Source organism: Gemella parahaemolysans (assembly GCF_053758945.1).
On record NZ_JBSMTP010000012.1, the window covers coordinates 1 to 14431 of the forward strand.

At 29.5% G+C, this 14431-nt stretch carries 12 protein-coding genes and 1 rRNA gene; 2 read left to right on the forward strand and 11 right to left on the reverse strand.

The window, feature by feature from the left end:
- Positions 1–63: ribosomal RNA gene (locus ACWOBP_RS06955) — 16S ribosomal RNA — on the reverse strand; the annotation flags it as partial.
- Between the two features lie 576 nt (positions 64–639).
- Here ACWOBP_RS06955 and ACWOBP_RS06960 point away from each other — a divergent pair.
- Positions 640–1149: a GNAT family N-acetyltransferase gene (locus tag ACWOBP_RS06960; RefSeq protein ID WP_455338068.1), complete on the forward strand. Its 510-nt coding sequence runs from the start codon at positions 640–642 to the stop codon at positions 1147–1149.
- A gap of 33 nt (positions 1150–1182) precedes the next feature.
- Here ACWOBP_RS06960 and ACWOBP_RS06965 read toward each other — a convergent pair whose 3' ends face one another.
- The 9 genes from ACWOBP_RS06965 to ACWOBP_RS07005 form a co-directional block, all read right to left on the reverse strand.
- A complete protein-coding gene (locus tag ACWOBP_RS06965) occupies positions 1183–3522 on the reverse strand; it encodes an endonuclease MutS2 (protein ID WP_455338069.1) in 2340 nt (779 codons plus the stop codon).
- A gap of 163 nt (positions 3523–3685) precedes the next feature.
- Positions 3686–4219, reverse strand: a complete 534-nt coding sequence (locus ACWOBP_RS06970) for a CvpA family protein (protein ID WP_455338070.1) — start codon at positions 4217–4219, stop codon at positions 3686–3688.
- Between the two features lie 133 nt (positions 4220–4352).
- Positions 4353–6002 carry a DAK2 domain-containing protein gene (locus ACWOBP_RS06975; protein ID WP_455338071.1) on the reverse strand — a complete coding sequence of 550 codons (1650 nt, stop codon included), beginning with the start codon at positions 6000–6002 and terminating at the stop codon, positions 4353–4355.
- An 11-nt stretch (positions 6003–6013) separates the two neighbouring features.
- The gene (locus ACWOBP_RS06980) at positions 6014–6373 is read right to left on the reverse strand and encodes an Asp23/Gls24 family envelope stress response protein (RefSeq protein ID WP_455338072.1); all 360 of its coding nucleotides are present in this window, start codon (positions 6371–6373) and stop codon (positions 6014–6016) included.
- Between the two features lie 130 nt (positions 6374–6503).
- Entirely contained in the window at positions 6504–7436 is a 933-nt protein-coding gene (locus ACWOBP_RS06985) for a ketopantoate reductase family protein (RefSeq protein ID WP_455338073.1), read from the reverse strand.
- A gap of 123 nt (positions 7437–7559) precedes the next feature.
- Complete coding sequence (locus ACWOBP_RS06990) at positions 7560–8606, reverse strand: PTS transporter subunit IIC (RefSeq protein WP_455338074.1); 1047 nt, start codon at positions 8604–8606, stop codon at positions 7560–7562.
- A gap of 173 nt (positions 8607–8779) precedes the next feature.
- Positions 8780–9493: a 16S rRNA (guanine(527)-N(7))-methyltransferase RsmG gene (rsmG, locus tag ACWOBP_RS06995; protein WP_455338075.1), complete on the reverse strand. Its 714-nt coding sequence runs from the start codon at positions 9491–9493 to the stop codon at positions 8780–8782.
- Positions 9486–11369, reverse strand: coding sequence for a tRNA uridine-5-carboxymethylaminomethyl(34) synthesis enzyme MnmG (mnmG, locus tag ACWOBP_RS07000; RefSeq protein WP_448904909.1), 1884 nt, complete (start codon positions 11367–11369; stop codon positions 9486–9488). The genes rsmG and mnmG overlap by 8 nt, the downstream gene beginning before the upstream one ends.
- A gap of 378 nt (positions 11370–11747) precedes the next feature.
- The gene (locus ACWOBP_RS07005; RefSeq protein ID WP_455338076.1) at positions 11748–13148 is read right to left on the reverse strand and encodes a cation:dicarboxylate symporter family transporter; all 1401 of its coding nucleotides are present in this window, start codon (positions 13146–13148) and stop codon (positions 11748–11750) included.
- Between the two features lie 286 nt (positions 13149–13434).
- On the opposite strand from ACWOBP_RS07005, the gene ACWOBP_RS07010 reads away from it, so the two are divergent.
- Entirely contained in the window at positions 13435–13881 is a 447-nt protein-coding gene (locus tag ACWOBP_RS07010; RefSeq protein ID WP_204644400.1) for a flavodoxin, read from the forward strand.
- Between the two features lie 39 nt (positions 13882–13920).
- Here the strand turns inward: ACWOBP_RS07010 and ACWOBP_RS07015 are convergent, their stop codons facing one another.
- Positions 13921–14424, reverse strand: coding sequence for an RrF2 family transcriptional regulator (locus ACWOBP_RS07015; protein ID WP_455338077.1), 504 nt, complete (start codon positions 14422–14424; stop codon positions 13921–13923).
- Positions 14425–14431: the final 7 nt, after the last annotated feature.

Consider the following 14431-nt stretch of genomic DNA (forward strand, 5'->3'; position numbering starts at 1 on the left):
GACTTGCATGTATTAGGCACGCCGCCAGCGTTCGTCCTGAGCCAGGATCAAACTCTCCAAATAAATTTGTTAGCTTGATTAGCTCATTAAAAAGTTTTATAGTTTCTTTTTAAAACTGTCCTTTTTTTTGGAATTAACGTTGACTTAATTCGTTTAGTTTTCAATGTTCAAATCGTTGTGATTAACAACTTTTATATTTTAACATTTTTAAATTCCTTTGTCAAGTCTTTTTTAAAACTTTTTTAAAAATGTTTTTCATCTTCTTTCAGAAGACTTTTACTATTTTATCATTTCTTCGAATGTTTGTCAAGAAGTTTTTTTATATTTTTTAAAACTTTTTAACCGTTTACTTCGTTGAAACAATCGACTTCGTCTTTCTTCAAGACTTTTATAAGTTTATCATTTCTTTTATATTTTGTCAAGAGCTTTTTTATAATTTCTTAACATTTAATATTTTGAAATGTTTGATTGTTCGTCTTCTTCTTGAGAAGACTTTTATTATTTTATCATCATCTTTATTCCTTGTCAATATTATTTTCATACTTTTTCATTTTTATTTCATTTTTTCTCTCTATTTACTATTTACATTCAAATTCTATTGATATATTATAGAAATAAATAATGTAAGGAGGACTATTTATGATTATTTTTAAAGAACCTATTGAAGTACCACTTCAACTAATAGAAGATTACAAAAATGAATTTACTTCAAATAATGAAACAATTCATGGAGCTGCAAATATGACTAATCTTTCTATTGAAGAATGGGTACAATTTACAGAAAATACTAAGTATAAGGAAACAGTAACTCCTGGTTTTGTTACTGCTCATACTTTCTTTGCACTGGATAATGATAAGATTGTCGGTGTTATTAATGGTAGACATGAACTTAATGATTATCTTTTAAACTTTGGAGGTCATATAGGTTATAGTGTTAGAAAATCAGAGCGAAGAAAAGGTTACGGTAAGAAAATGTTAATCTATACTTCTGAATTTTTGTTCTCACTTGGTCTAGAGAAAATTCTAATTACTTGTGATAAAAAGAACATTGCCTCAAAATGCACTATTGAATCATGTGGCGGTATCTTAGAAAACGAAGTAATAGAAGAATCTAGAACTACATTAAGATATTGGATATATAAAAAATAAGGTTAAGTTGGAATTTAATCCAACTTAACCTTTCTATTTCATTTCGACTACGGTAGCTCCCATTCCACCTTCGTTTTGACCTCCAGTCCTATAGCTAGCTACATATCTATTATTTTTAAGATATTCACCGATATTTTTACGAAGTATACCTGAACCTAAACCATGAATAATAGTAAATGTGTCATAACCTTGCAGTATTACTTTATCCATATAATTTTCAATCTCTCTTATGGCTTCTTCTGTATTTAATCCTATTACGTTGATATCAATACCTACTTTTTTACTACTTACATTACTCGTGCTTACATATCTCTTAGCAACTTCTGGTTCGCTATCGATTTTTCTAACTTCTTTTTTCTTAATATTTAGTTTCATAGCTCCCATTTTAATTTGTAAGGTATTTCCTGAAATTTCTAATACAGTAGCTCTTTGATTATAACTTAAAACAAGAACATCATCACCAACCTGTATTTCACTATTATTAAACTTAGGTTCGCTTTCTAATTTTCTTTGTAATTTTACTTTATTCTTACTCTTATCCATAGAATGAAGTAATTCATTAAGTTCATGTTGTCTTAAAGAAGTATTACCTTTAAATCCTCTATAAATTTCGAGCATCTCTTCTTTTTTCTCTTCTATTTCTTTATTTAATTCTATACTTAAATCATTATACAGACTTTCTTTATACTCTTCATATTTCTGTAGATTAGATTCAAGAGTTTCTTTAACTTCCTCAATTTCATCTAAAGATTTATTTATATATTCTAATTTATAATCATATTCTCTAATACTTTCAGAAAGCTTATCAATGAAAAGATTATTCTCTTTTGTATTAACTTCTAATAATGAACTCGCTTCTTCTATAATAGATTGCTCCAAACCTAATTTAGCAGAAATATTTATCGCATTAGATTTCCCTGGTAAGCCTATAATGAATCTATAAGTCGGTTTTAATTTTTCAAAATCAAATTCCATTGATGAGTTTTTATAATACTCTGATTCAAAGCAATAGTTTTTAATTTCTGGATAGTGCGTTGTACACAACATAGTCGCATTTAGATTTTTGAATTTTTCTAATAACGCAATTGACAGCACAGCCCCTTCACTTGGATCAGTTCCTGAACATAATTCATCTAATAAAATAATACTCTTATCATTTGTTTTATTTAATATATCAATTATATTAGTCATATGTGAAGAAAAAGTAGATAAGTTATTCTCAATAGATTGCTCATCTCCTACATCAACAAACACATCTTCAAAAAATCCGACTGTTGATTCCTCTAATGCTGGAATATAAAACCCTAAATGTGATAAGTACACACATAATCCAACTGTTTTTAAAATTACAGTCTTACCACCAGTATTAGGACCAGTTATTATTAGTGAATTTCCTTTATTGTCTAGAATAACATCATTTTTCACAACTACATCTTTATCAATTAAAGGATTATATGCTTTCTTTAGATTAAGTTCTTGTGAATTTACTATGTTTTGTTTATTAAAACCATTTCTAGCGCAAAAATTCATTTTTGAAAAAATAAATTCGATTTGTGAAAAATTCCAAAGTGAATTTATAAGCTCATCTGCTTTTTCTTTAATAACTTCTGAAGCTTCTTTTAAAATTCTAAGAATTTCTTCTTTCTCTTTACGTCTTAGTATGCCAATTTCATTATTAATCTCTACATTTTCTTTTGGTTCAACATAAAAAGTATTACCTGATGCACTTTCATCATGGATAATTCCACCAAAATCATTTTTATATTCTGGTTTTACTAAAATAACATCGCGATCATTTCTTTTTGTAACAATCGCTTCAGTTAATTTTTTAACATTTGAACGCAAGATATTTTTTAAAATTTGATCACCTTTGTTTTTTAACTTAGCAATATTTATCTTAATATTCTTCAGTTCTAATGAAGCATCCGGTCTTATATATCCATCTTCATCTATAATTCTATCTAGATATCTCTCTAGATCACTAAAATCATCTAGTTTAACAACATATTTTGTTAAACTTGGATAATTAAAATGTTCTTGTAATTTAATATTCTCAAATCTTCTAGAAAATCTATCATAAGTTATAATATTTCTTAATATATAGAAGAGTTCCTTTTCTGAAAGTACACTATCAATTTTTGCTTTCTTAACACTAGCATTATAATCAAATATTTTCAATTTGAATTCATTTGGATACTTTCTTAATAAATCATATCCCTCTTCATTTTCTTTATGAACTTCTACTAATTTCTCGTAATTTGTTATATATTCTAAATTTTTTATTTTTTCATAAGATAACTCTGAAAAACAATATTTCTCTACATCTTTTAAAACTAAGTCTAAATTAAGTTTCTTTTGAGTAATTTTATTCAATCTAATCTCACTCCTTCTATCTATATCTACATACTTTATCTTTTTATAACACCAACTATTATACACTAAATACAAGCATTAAACAATTTCTTTCGATTAAAATCATAATCTGGTTTAAATATACAAAAAATTCGAAGCACTTTTCATACTCCGAATTTTTCAATTATTTATTAAAGAATAAACTAATAAACTGTTTTGATAACACTGGCGTGTTTTGTATTATGTAGTCTGGTAAAACTGAATCCTTAAATATCGCTATCTTCCAATCTGGTGTAGGCAATACTGTTACTAGATATAACACTACAAAAACTATTAAATAAATTTCTACAAATCCTAAAATAGCTCCTAAATATCTGTCCGTTATTTTTATTAACGGTAATTTTCTAACAACTCCTAATGTTTGTGCTAGAATTTGTATTATTAATCGGATTACAATAAATAATACAATAAATGAAACTATTCGATAATATGCAGTTGGAATATTTAATCCTTTATATATTCCTTCTAAACCATCTGTAACATCAATTGGAATTGGTATCATACTTGTAAATAAATATGCTAATCTTGAACTGAATAACATTGATACTACATACCCTATTACAATTGTTCCTAGATAAAAAATTTGCATGATTAACCCACGTTTGTATCCTAAGTACGCACCTGCTGCTAATAATAATGCAATAATTATATCAACCATGTTTTCTCCTTTCCAATCATAATCTATTTTACTTTAATGTCTTATGATTAGTATATTGTTATTTTACTCTATCAACTTTAAAGTAGCATTAATCTATTTTAGACTAATGCTACTTTTTTAATTTAACATTTAATTATTCGACTCCGATAATGTATGGATATACCGGTTGTCCTGATTCAATAAGTTCTACTTCTACATCAGGATATTTTTCTTCGATTAATTGTTCTAAGAAATCAGTATAGTCTTCTGTACTTTCTTCACCAAGGTAAAGAGTAACAATTTCAGAATCTTCATCAAGAGATTTTTCTAGTAATTCTTCTAATACTGTATTTAGCGATAAATTAGAAACTACAATCTTACCATCTCTAATCCCCATAAATTCGTCTTTTTTAATTTCAACACCTTCAATATTAGTATCACGAACAGCATGAGTTACTTCTAAAGTACTTACCGTAGATAATACTTCTTGCATATTTGCAAAGTTTTCTTCAGCAGATGCTTGTGGATTAAATACCATAACTGCTGCTAATCCTTGAGGTGCTGTTTTACTTTCAACAACAAAAACATTTTCTTCAGCTAACTCAGCAGCTTGCTTTGCTGCAAGTTGGATGTTTTTGTTATTAGGGAAAATAAAGATATTCTTAGCGTTAACTTCTTTAATAGCTTTCATAATATCTTCAGTAGATGGATTCATTGTTTGTCCACCTTCTACGATATAATCAACTCCCATTGAAGTTAGAACTTTACTTAATCCAGCTCCCATAGAAATAGAAATCATCGCTTGTTCTTTAAGTTCTTTTGAAGTTGTAGCTTGTTTAGTTTCTTGTTTTCTAAGAACTTCACGGTGTTGTTCTCTCATATTATCAGATTTAATTTTGATAAGTTCTCCATATTGTTGTCCATAGTTAAACACGTCACCTGGAGTTTCTGTATGAACATGAATTTTTACATACTCACTATCAGAAATAACTAATAATGAATCACCAAATTTACTCATATCTTCACGGAATTTATCTTCATTAAATTCTTTTTTCTCTTTATCAAGACGTACAGTGAATTCTGTACAGAATCCATACACTATATCTTCAGGGCTCATGAAATCCATATCATGATCGTCTTCAAATTGCATGTCAACAACATTAGTTTCCACTGCTTCTAGACCTTCGATTTTCTCACCTTTTAACGCAGCAACAAATCCTTGATATACACAAACAAGACCTTGACCTCCTGAATCTACTACACCAACTTCTTTTAAGATTGGTAATAATTCAGGTGTTCTTTTTAGTGACGCTTGGGCTTCAGCATATATAGCTTCCATTACTTCTACTACAGAAGTAGTATTCTCTGCTTCTTTAAGTCCAGCTTCTGCTGCTTCACGTGCAACTGTTAGGATTGTTCCTTCTACAGGTTTAATTATCGCTTTATACGCGATACTTACTCCATTTTGAATAGCTTCAGCAAATTCTTTTGCATTAACTTCCTTTTTATCAGCGATGTGTTGAGACATCCCTCTAAATAGTTGAGAAAGGATAACACCAGAGTTTCCACGTGCACCCATTAATAAACCTTTAGAAAAAGATTTACCTAATTCACCGATGTTTTCAACAACATTTGCAGCTGTTTCTTTTGCACCTGATGACATCGAAAGATTCATATTTGTTCCTGTGTCACCATCTGGTACAGGGAAAACATTTAATGCGTTTATTTTTTCTGCATTTTTAGCTAAATTTTTCGATCCTAAGTCAATCATTTCAGCTAAAACAAGTCCGTTTATTTTCTCCACTATCTTTCCTCCTATTTATTTACCTTGATGCCTTGAATGTAAATGTTAATTTCATCTACTTTAACACCTAGTATTTTTTCTATTTGATATTTAACTGAAGATTGTACATTGTTTGCTATTTCTGAAATTTTTGTTCCATACATAACAATGATATATAAATCAATAACAAGTTTATCTTCATCTTTTTTTACTTTAATTCCTTTTGCGTAATTTTCTTTACGTAAAATTTCTGTAATTCCATCTTTAACTTGATTTTTACTAGCCATTCCTATAATTCCGTAGCAACTAACCGCTGCTCCACCAGCTACTGATGCGATAACATCGTCACTTATAGAAACATGACCAAATTCATTATTAATTTCTAATGACATATCTTTTCCTCCTATTTAAAAATAGTCAAATTGAACATACGAACTATTATACCTTTTTTAATAAAAAAATACAAGTGAAACATTGGTAATTCTCCAGTCAGAGCCTTTTAGCATCCCTTTTATGATACTATTACTTATTACCATTAATGAATTCTTTAGCATGAATCATTAATGTAATAGCGTCACAAACAGGCGTTGGAATATTATGGATTTTCCCTAATTTCGATATCGCTCCATTTAAATAATCAATCTCGGTAAGGCGACCATTTTTCATATCTTGATAAAGAGAAGGATAATGTGCTCCTCCCGTTTCTAGTGAGAATAGACTTTCTATATTTTTTTCAATAACTTCTTGTTTTACATCAATACCTTCTGCTCTTCCTACAGTTGTTACCTCATTCAAAACCGCTCTCGTTAACTCTAAATTTTTAACATAACTTCCATATTGGTTAATATTACAATCAATTAAAGTACAATATGAATTTAGAACACAGTTTAATCCAGCTTTATGCCAGATTGATTGATCAGTATCAGCTGAATACTTAATATTTAATCCAGCATCATTAAATCTTTCTACTAAAGCTAATGTTTTTTCTAGATTAACCTCTTTAACTTGTTTTAATTCTATTTTTCCTGTACCATGGGCTTCCAGTATTCCTGGTCCACCAAGACCACTAGTCCACACCGTAACACCTATTAAAATATTTTCTTCTTTTACATAATCTTTTAATGTTTCTACATGCCCAAGACCATTTAAAATACAAATAATTTTAGTATCTTCGTGTAAAAGATGCTTTACACTTTCTAACATTGGTCTTAACTGCATTGATTTAGTTGCTACAAATATAACATCATACTTCCCTGAAATCTGCTCGGGTTTATAAATAGGAATATAGTAGTTTCCTAAATCAACATCATCAATAATGACCTTTAATCCTTTATTTCTTATATTTTCAATATGAGCTTCCCAAGTATCGACAAAAGTAACATCCTCGTTATTTTTAAACAACATATAACCAAATCTTGAACCTAGCGCCCCAGCTCCTGCAAATAATATTTTCATAATCATTCTCCTTAATTTATTTTCTACTTTAATTTTATAATTACAATTTTACTTTGTCAACGTTATCTAAATTTTTAGCATAAAAAAAAGATATTCGAAGATAGTCCGAATATCTTTAAACTCTTATAAGTTTTCAGGTTTATATGCTTCTTTGCTGTATAATTTTAAAACATCTGAATAAATTCTATCAGCCAAAAATGCAACTGTGAATGGTATTACAAAAAATGCTAAAAGTATAGGAAGCAAGTTCCCACCGTTCATCGCATATGATTTGGTTGGTCCAATTAACCCTATAATACCAAATCCTGCACTTTCATGTGTTCCAAGAATTTTCAAGAAATAACCTGAAAGTCCTGTAATTGCTGCTGTTGTTAAAATAGTAAGAAGTAATTGTGGCTTACGTGCACAGTTAGGCATCATAAGTTTAATTGCTCCTAGAAGAATAGCAACACTTGCACCTTTACTATTTGCTCTGTATGTACCGATAGCTAAAACTGCTGCTGCAGATACTAGCCCTAATGTAGCAGCCCCAGCACCTACATAGTTCTCATTTGTAAATAAAATCAATCCCATCGCAACAGTCGATACAGGTGTTACGATTAAGAATGAGAATGCCATTGTTATTAATATACACATTAATACTGGTTGTAATGTTGTAAATTCAAAAATTACTGATGCTAAAAGTTTTGTTAAACTCTTTGTATATGGTAATGTAACCAATCCTAAAGCAGCTACTAATCCCCCAGCTATTGGTAAGAAAATAATTGTAACAGCTCCAAATTTATCTTTTACAAGATTTATTACTAATGCACCTATTATTGTCACTAATATAACATTAAATAAATCTCCCATTGGAACCCCTGTCCAGGCTTTTGTCTGTGCATTGAATGTCAACGAACCACTTGCTGCTAAGACAGTTGCTCCTAATACTGCTGATTCTAGGGGTTTAAATTTTAAACTTTGCCCTACAATAACTCCAACTAAAACTGGGATAGAAAATTGTAATAAATACATCGCTTGTGAAAGTGTAGTGAATAAACTTGGTGCAAATAACGTTCCTAAATACTTAAATAACGTACTTAAAACCGCATTTGGAATTAATCCAGCAACTACACCTAGGGCAGTACCGTTTAAAATAATATTAAGAAAATCCTTTACTTTTTTTGACATATACATCCTCCTTTTTCTTGTTTGTTTTTAATATAATAAATATAATAATATAAAATCAAAAAAAAGTAAAGAATTTTTTGAAAATTTATTGTTTTTTTCTTTTTTTATAATGTTAAAGTGTATACAAAAAGAGAATTTTGAAGTTTATACTTCAAAATTCTCCTTCTTATATCTTATAGTAACGGTTTTTTATTCGGTGTACCCACTTTTCTTGGATATTTATTAGGTGTTTCTTTGGTTTTACGAATTTCTAATATATGCCTTTCTTCACCTTCAATATCAAATTCAAGATCTTGCTCTAATTTTCCACCTAAAAGTTTTATTGCATTAATTGCTTCTTTAGTTTCTTCTTCAGCTTTTTGAGCTTTTAGACTTAAGAAGTAACCATCTTTCTTAACTAATGGTAAACAAAGCTCAGCTAATACATTTAATCTTGCTACCGCTCTAGCAGTAACTATCTCAAAACTTTCTCTGTATTCTTTATTTTGCCCAAACTCTTCTGCTCTTGCATGAACAAAATTACAATCAGTAAGTCCCAGTTCATCTTTAACTAAATTTAAAAACTTAATACGTTTATTTAAAGAATCAACAATAGTAACTTTTAAATTCGGGTATAATATTTTCAATGGAATAGACGGAAATCCTGCGCCGCTTCCCACATCGCAAATACTTTCAATATTTGAATAATCTTTATAAAATGCTAAAGAAATCGAATCAAAGAAATGTTTGGTATAAAACTCATCTTCTTCAGTAATAGCTGTAAGATTGATTTTTTGATTCCATTCTACAACTAAATCATAGTATTTACTATATTGCTTTTTCTGAAGTTCTGATAATTCTATACCTACTTTTTCTTTCACAGCATTATAGAATTGCTCTTTATTCATTATTCATACCTCTTCTTTGTTCTAAGTATACTAATAGAATAGAAATATCCGCTGGGTTAACTCCTGATATACGAGATGCTTGTCCAATAGTTAATGGTAAAACTTTTTTTAGTTTTTCCCTTGCTTCTAAAGCTAAACTTGGTACATCATCATAATTTAAATCTGTAGGTATTTTCATCTCATTCATTTTTTTTAGTTTTTCAACTTGTTGAATAGATTTTTTAATATACCCTTCATATTTAACCTCTATTTCAACTTGTTCTACTACGTCTTTAGGTAAAACTGTTTCGTCATTTGCTAAATAAAGTACATTCGCATGAGATAATTCTGGACGTCTTAACATATCAATCGCTAAGATTCCATCGCGAATTTCCGCACTATTTAACTCTGCTAATTTTTCTAAAGTCGCAGCTGTTGGAGTTATTCTGAAAGTTTTAAGTCTTTCAATTTCATCAGCTACCATTTTACGTTTTTCACAGAATTTATTGTATCTTTCTTCAGTTACTAAGCCGTAATTATAAGCTTTTTCCGTTAAACGCATATCTGCATTATCATGACGTAAAAGTAATCTATGCTCCGCTCTTGAAGTTAGAAGTCTATAAGGTTCGTTTGTTCCTTTTGTTACTAAGTCGTCAATAAGAACTCCAATATATGCTTCATCTCGACCAAGAATCATAGGTTCTTCTCCTAGAACTTTACATGCAGCATTTATTCCTGCCATGATTCCTTGACCTGCAGCTTCTTCATAACCACTTGTACCATTAATCTGACCTGCTGTAAATAATCCATCGATTAATTTTGTCTCTAATGTTGGCCAAAGTGTAGTTGGATTTACAGCATCATACTCAATAGCATAACCATTACGCATAATAACTGCATTTTCTAATCCTGCAATACTTCGAACCATGTCTCTTTGTACATCATCAGGTAACGAAGTTGATAAACCTTGCACATAAATTTCTTTAGTATTTCTACCTTCTGGTTCTAAGAATAGTTGGTGTCTTTCTTTATCATTAAAACGAACATATTTATCTTCAATACTTGGGCAGTATCTTGGCCCTGTTCCCTTTATTACTCCAGAATACATTGCAGAACGACCTAAGTTTTTGTCAATAATTTCATGCGTATTTGTATTAGTATAAGTTAACCAACAAGGAACTTGATCTTTTACAAACTCTGTAGTTTCATAACTAAATGCATGCTCCTCCTCATCACCAGGCTGAATTGCTGTTTTTGAAAAATCTACACTATCAGCATTAACTCTTGGTGGTGTTCCAGTTTTAAACCTAACTAAATCAAAACCTAATTCTTCCAGTTGTTTTGCAAGGTCAATTGATGGCATCTGATGGTTAGGTCCTGAAGAATACTTAATATCTCCAATTACTATTTCACCACGTAAATAAGTACCCGTAGTAATAATAATTGTTTTAGCTTTATATGCTGTTCCAAGCATAGTTCTTAGTCCAACTACTTTATTATCTTCAATAATAAGTTCACGCACCATCGCTTGCTCAATATCCAAATTTGGAGTATCTTCTAATATCCTCTTCATTTCCAGTTGATACTCAACTTTATCAGATTGCATTCTTAACGCACGTACCGCAGGCCCTTTAGCTGTATTTAACATTTTACTTTGAATATTAGTTTTATCTGCTACACGTCCCATAAGTCCACCAAGTGCATCTACTTCACGAACAACAATCCCTTTTGCTGGTCCTCCTACGCTTGGATTACACGGCATAAAACCAATAGTATCTAAATTAATTGTAATCATTAAAGTTTTTACACCTTTTCTGCTAGCGGCATGCGCAGCCTCAATTCCAGCATGGCCTCCTCCAATTACAATAACATCATATTCTTTTAAAAATTCAGTCATAGTACCTCCATATATTTTAACGTAATTGCAAAATAATGCTTTGACCAAAATTTTGATATATTACTAAATTTTTACCTTTACTATATTATCATATTGGGGAAAAAAAAACTAATAATATACATTTAATATTAATTGGGAGTGACTCAAAAAACGTGATTTTGCCGGGGCGTTCCCGAAAAGTTTACTAGATATCTAAAAAGCTTTTATAAAGCGAATTTAGATATCAATAAACCACTGTATCTATAAGTTATAATATATACTTTTTTAATTTATGACCTTTTTATCAGCCCCTAATAATAACATACCCAATTTGAATGAGACTCTATACTTTTTTACCTATAAAAAAATCGTAGTACTTTCGTACTACGATTAATATTTCTATTCTGTAACTTTGTTAAACTCATTAAATTTATCTTTACTAAATAAACCTAAATGTTTATCAACCATTATAGAATTTGTCATACCACCACTAACATTTAAGCATGTACGCCCCATATCTAAGATTGGATCTACTGCTAAAATTGGGTTAATTTGATTGAATAATGCCCCAAAACCTACTCCGTTTACTGAAACTGAAGCAGCAGTAATTGCTGTACCTGGAACACCAGCGATACCTACAGAACCTAATGTTACTACAATTACAGTCATAATGAATAATGTTGCATCAATTGCAATTCCATTAGCATTAGCTAAGAACACTACTAACATCGTTGGATAAATTCCCGCACATCCTTGCATTCCCGCTGTAGATGAAAATGAAGCAACAAAGTTAGCAGTTGATTGATTTACTCCCATTTCTTTAGTTAGCGTACTAATAGTTAAAGGTAAGGTACCTGCACTTGAACGAGATGTAAATGCTAAAACTAATGGCTTACTTGCTTTTTTGAAATATGTAACTGGTGAGACACCATGTAAGACTAAGAATAATCCTTGAATAATGAATTGAATTACTACCGCTACATATAGTAGAGCAATAAATAATAATACATCTTTAATTGATTTCAATCCTCTTTGAGCAATTGTATTCGCTAATAATGGAATTACTGCATAAGGTAGTAATCTAATTACTAAAACTGTCATACGAGAAACTATAGCATGTAAATTGGCTATATAATCTATAAAAGTTTTTACTTTATTTTCATCTTTATTTTGAATATATCTTGCTGCTAAACCTATAAACATTGCAAAGATAACTACACCAATAACATTGAAGTCAACCATTGCTTTTATAGGATTTGAAGGGATTAATTCTCGAATAATAGTAACAACATTTTTTACTTCTTTAATTTTGCTATCTCCATTCCCTAATACAATAGAACTACTTCCAAGTTTAAAGATAGCAGATACTACAAATCCAACAATTGAACTTATAGCTACCATTCCTAAGGTAATAATTAAAGTTAAACGTGTTAGTTTTTTTACATCAGTATTTGCATTTATATTAACGATAACATTAATAATAGAAACAAGTACTAATGGTACAATTAACATTTTAATTAAATCAATAAAACCATTACCGAATAATGAATACCAAGTTGTAGTCTCAGCAACATATTTGATTTTCATAGGTTCATCGCTAAATCCTGAATATGCTTGAATAGCGATACCTAAAAGTAAACCAATTGCTGTAGATAATAAAGTTCTTTTTGAAGAACTAACTCTCTTTTTAGCTAAATAATACATAAAGTAAAATAATCCAAAAAGCACTACTAAAAATAATAAAGTTTCCTTTGTAGAAATCATAATAAATTTCTCAAAAAATGTAAATTTGTTTTCCATTGTCTATCCTCCAAATGAGTTAACTACTCATTTTCTCTTTGTATTTTGTAAAATTTTTATATTAAATTTCACACCAACTACAGATAGAATGGAAAAGATTAAGACCTTTTTCCATATTATACCTCCGAAATGTAAATGATATTTTAATTAAACTACAATTTTCAGAATTTTTCAATAGTTTTGCCTGAAAAAAATATTCTGAAATTTTTTTGTTTACTAAATTTTTCTAATACGTTATAATAAGAAATAGTTATCATTTATACACTAATAGAACGGAGGGATTTTTTTGAATATTAAATTAGTTTATGCAAGTTTAACAGGTAATACTGAAATGTTATCTGATTTAATGATTGAAAAATTCGAAGAAGAAAAAGGTTTAGAGATAGAAAAATTATTTATCGAAGATATGGAAGATTTCGATTTCCTTGACGATGCAGATGCCTTTATCGTTGCGAGTTATACATACGGCGAAGGTGAACTACCAGAAGAAATGGAAGAATTTTTTGAAGCTCTTGCAGATAAAAATTATGAAGGAAAAATCTACGGTGTAATCGGTACTGGAGACACTATTTATGATGAATATTGTGTTTGCGTTGATCAATTTGATGAACAAATCGCTAAAACTGGTGCAACTAATCCGACGGAAAACCTTAAAATTGAAATCGAAGCAGACACTGATGAAGATTTTGAAAATATTGATAAATTTATCGAAGCATTTTCTAGCGCTTTATAAAAAACAAAAAACGGTTATGAAAATTCATAACCGTTTTTCTTATCCTTTGAAAAAGACATTTACTCTTTCAAATTCGTCTTCCCAATTATTCCAATCTAGTCGTATCTTAGCATTCTCCTCTAGGATATCTTCAACTAAATTTTCAATTGTAATCTCTTCTAATGAAGATTTAATCGCCTTATTTACAGTATTTACTTTTTTCAAATATTTACTATAACGTTTATCTACAGCTAAAGCACCTTCAAAAATTCTAGACACATAATCTGTTTTTAATGCAAAAATTTCAACTTCACCATTTAGTGCAACATATATATCATATAAAGTAACTTTTTTATTTGATTTATATTTATAACCTCCGCCAATTCCAGTATTAGCTTTTACTAAATCATTGACAACTAATTTTCTCATAATTTTTTTCAGATACGTTGGAGATATATTTAAACGTTGACTTATCTCTTTTGAATTTAAGAAAACATGTCTATCTTGAAGATATAACATCACCATTATACAGATTGCTTGTTCAGTACTTTTTGTTAAATGCATAAACTCA

Coding starts and splice junctions, on each gene's coding strand:
- ACWOBP_RS06960 (WP_455338068.1), top strand. CDS start 640: ATGATTATTTTTAAAGAACCTATTGAAGTACCACTTCAACTAATAGAA.
- ACWOBP_RS06970 (WP_455338070.1), bottom strand. CDS start 4,219: ATGGTTGATATAATTATTGCATTATTATTAGCAGCAGGTGCGTACTTA.
- ACWOBP_RS06980 (WP_455338072.1), bottom strand. CDS start 6,373: ATGTCATTAGAAATTAATAATGAATTTGGTCATGTTTCTATAAGTGAC.
- ACWOBP_RS06985 (WP_455338073.1), bottom strand. CDS start 7,436: ATGAAAATATTATTTGCAGGAGCTGGGGCGCTAGGTTCAAGATTTGGT.
- ACWOBP_RS06990 (WP_455338074.1), bottom strand. CDS start 8,606: ATGTCAAAAAAAGTAAAGGATTTTCTTAATATTATTTTAAACGGTACT.
- rsmG (WP_455338075.1), bottom strand. CDS start 9,493: ATGAATAAAGAGCAATTCTATAATGCTGTGAAAGAAAAAGTAGGTATA.
- mnmG (WP_448904909.1), bottom strand. CDS start 11,369: ATGACTGAATTTTTAAAAGAATATGATGTTATTGTAATTGGAGGAGGC.
- ACWOBP_RS07005 (WP_455338076.1), bottom strand. CDS start 13,148: ATGGAAAACAAATTTACATTTTTTGAGAAATTTATTATGATTTCTACA.
- ACWOBP_RS07015 (WP_455338077.1), bottom strand. CDS start 14,424: ATGCATTTAACAAAAAGTACTGAACAAGCAATCTGTATAATGGTGATG.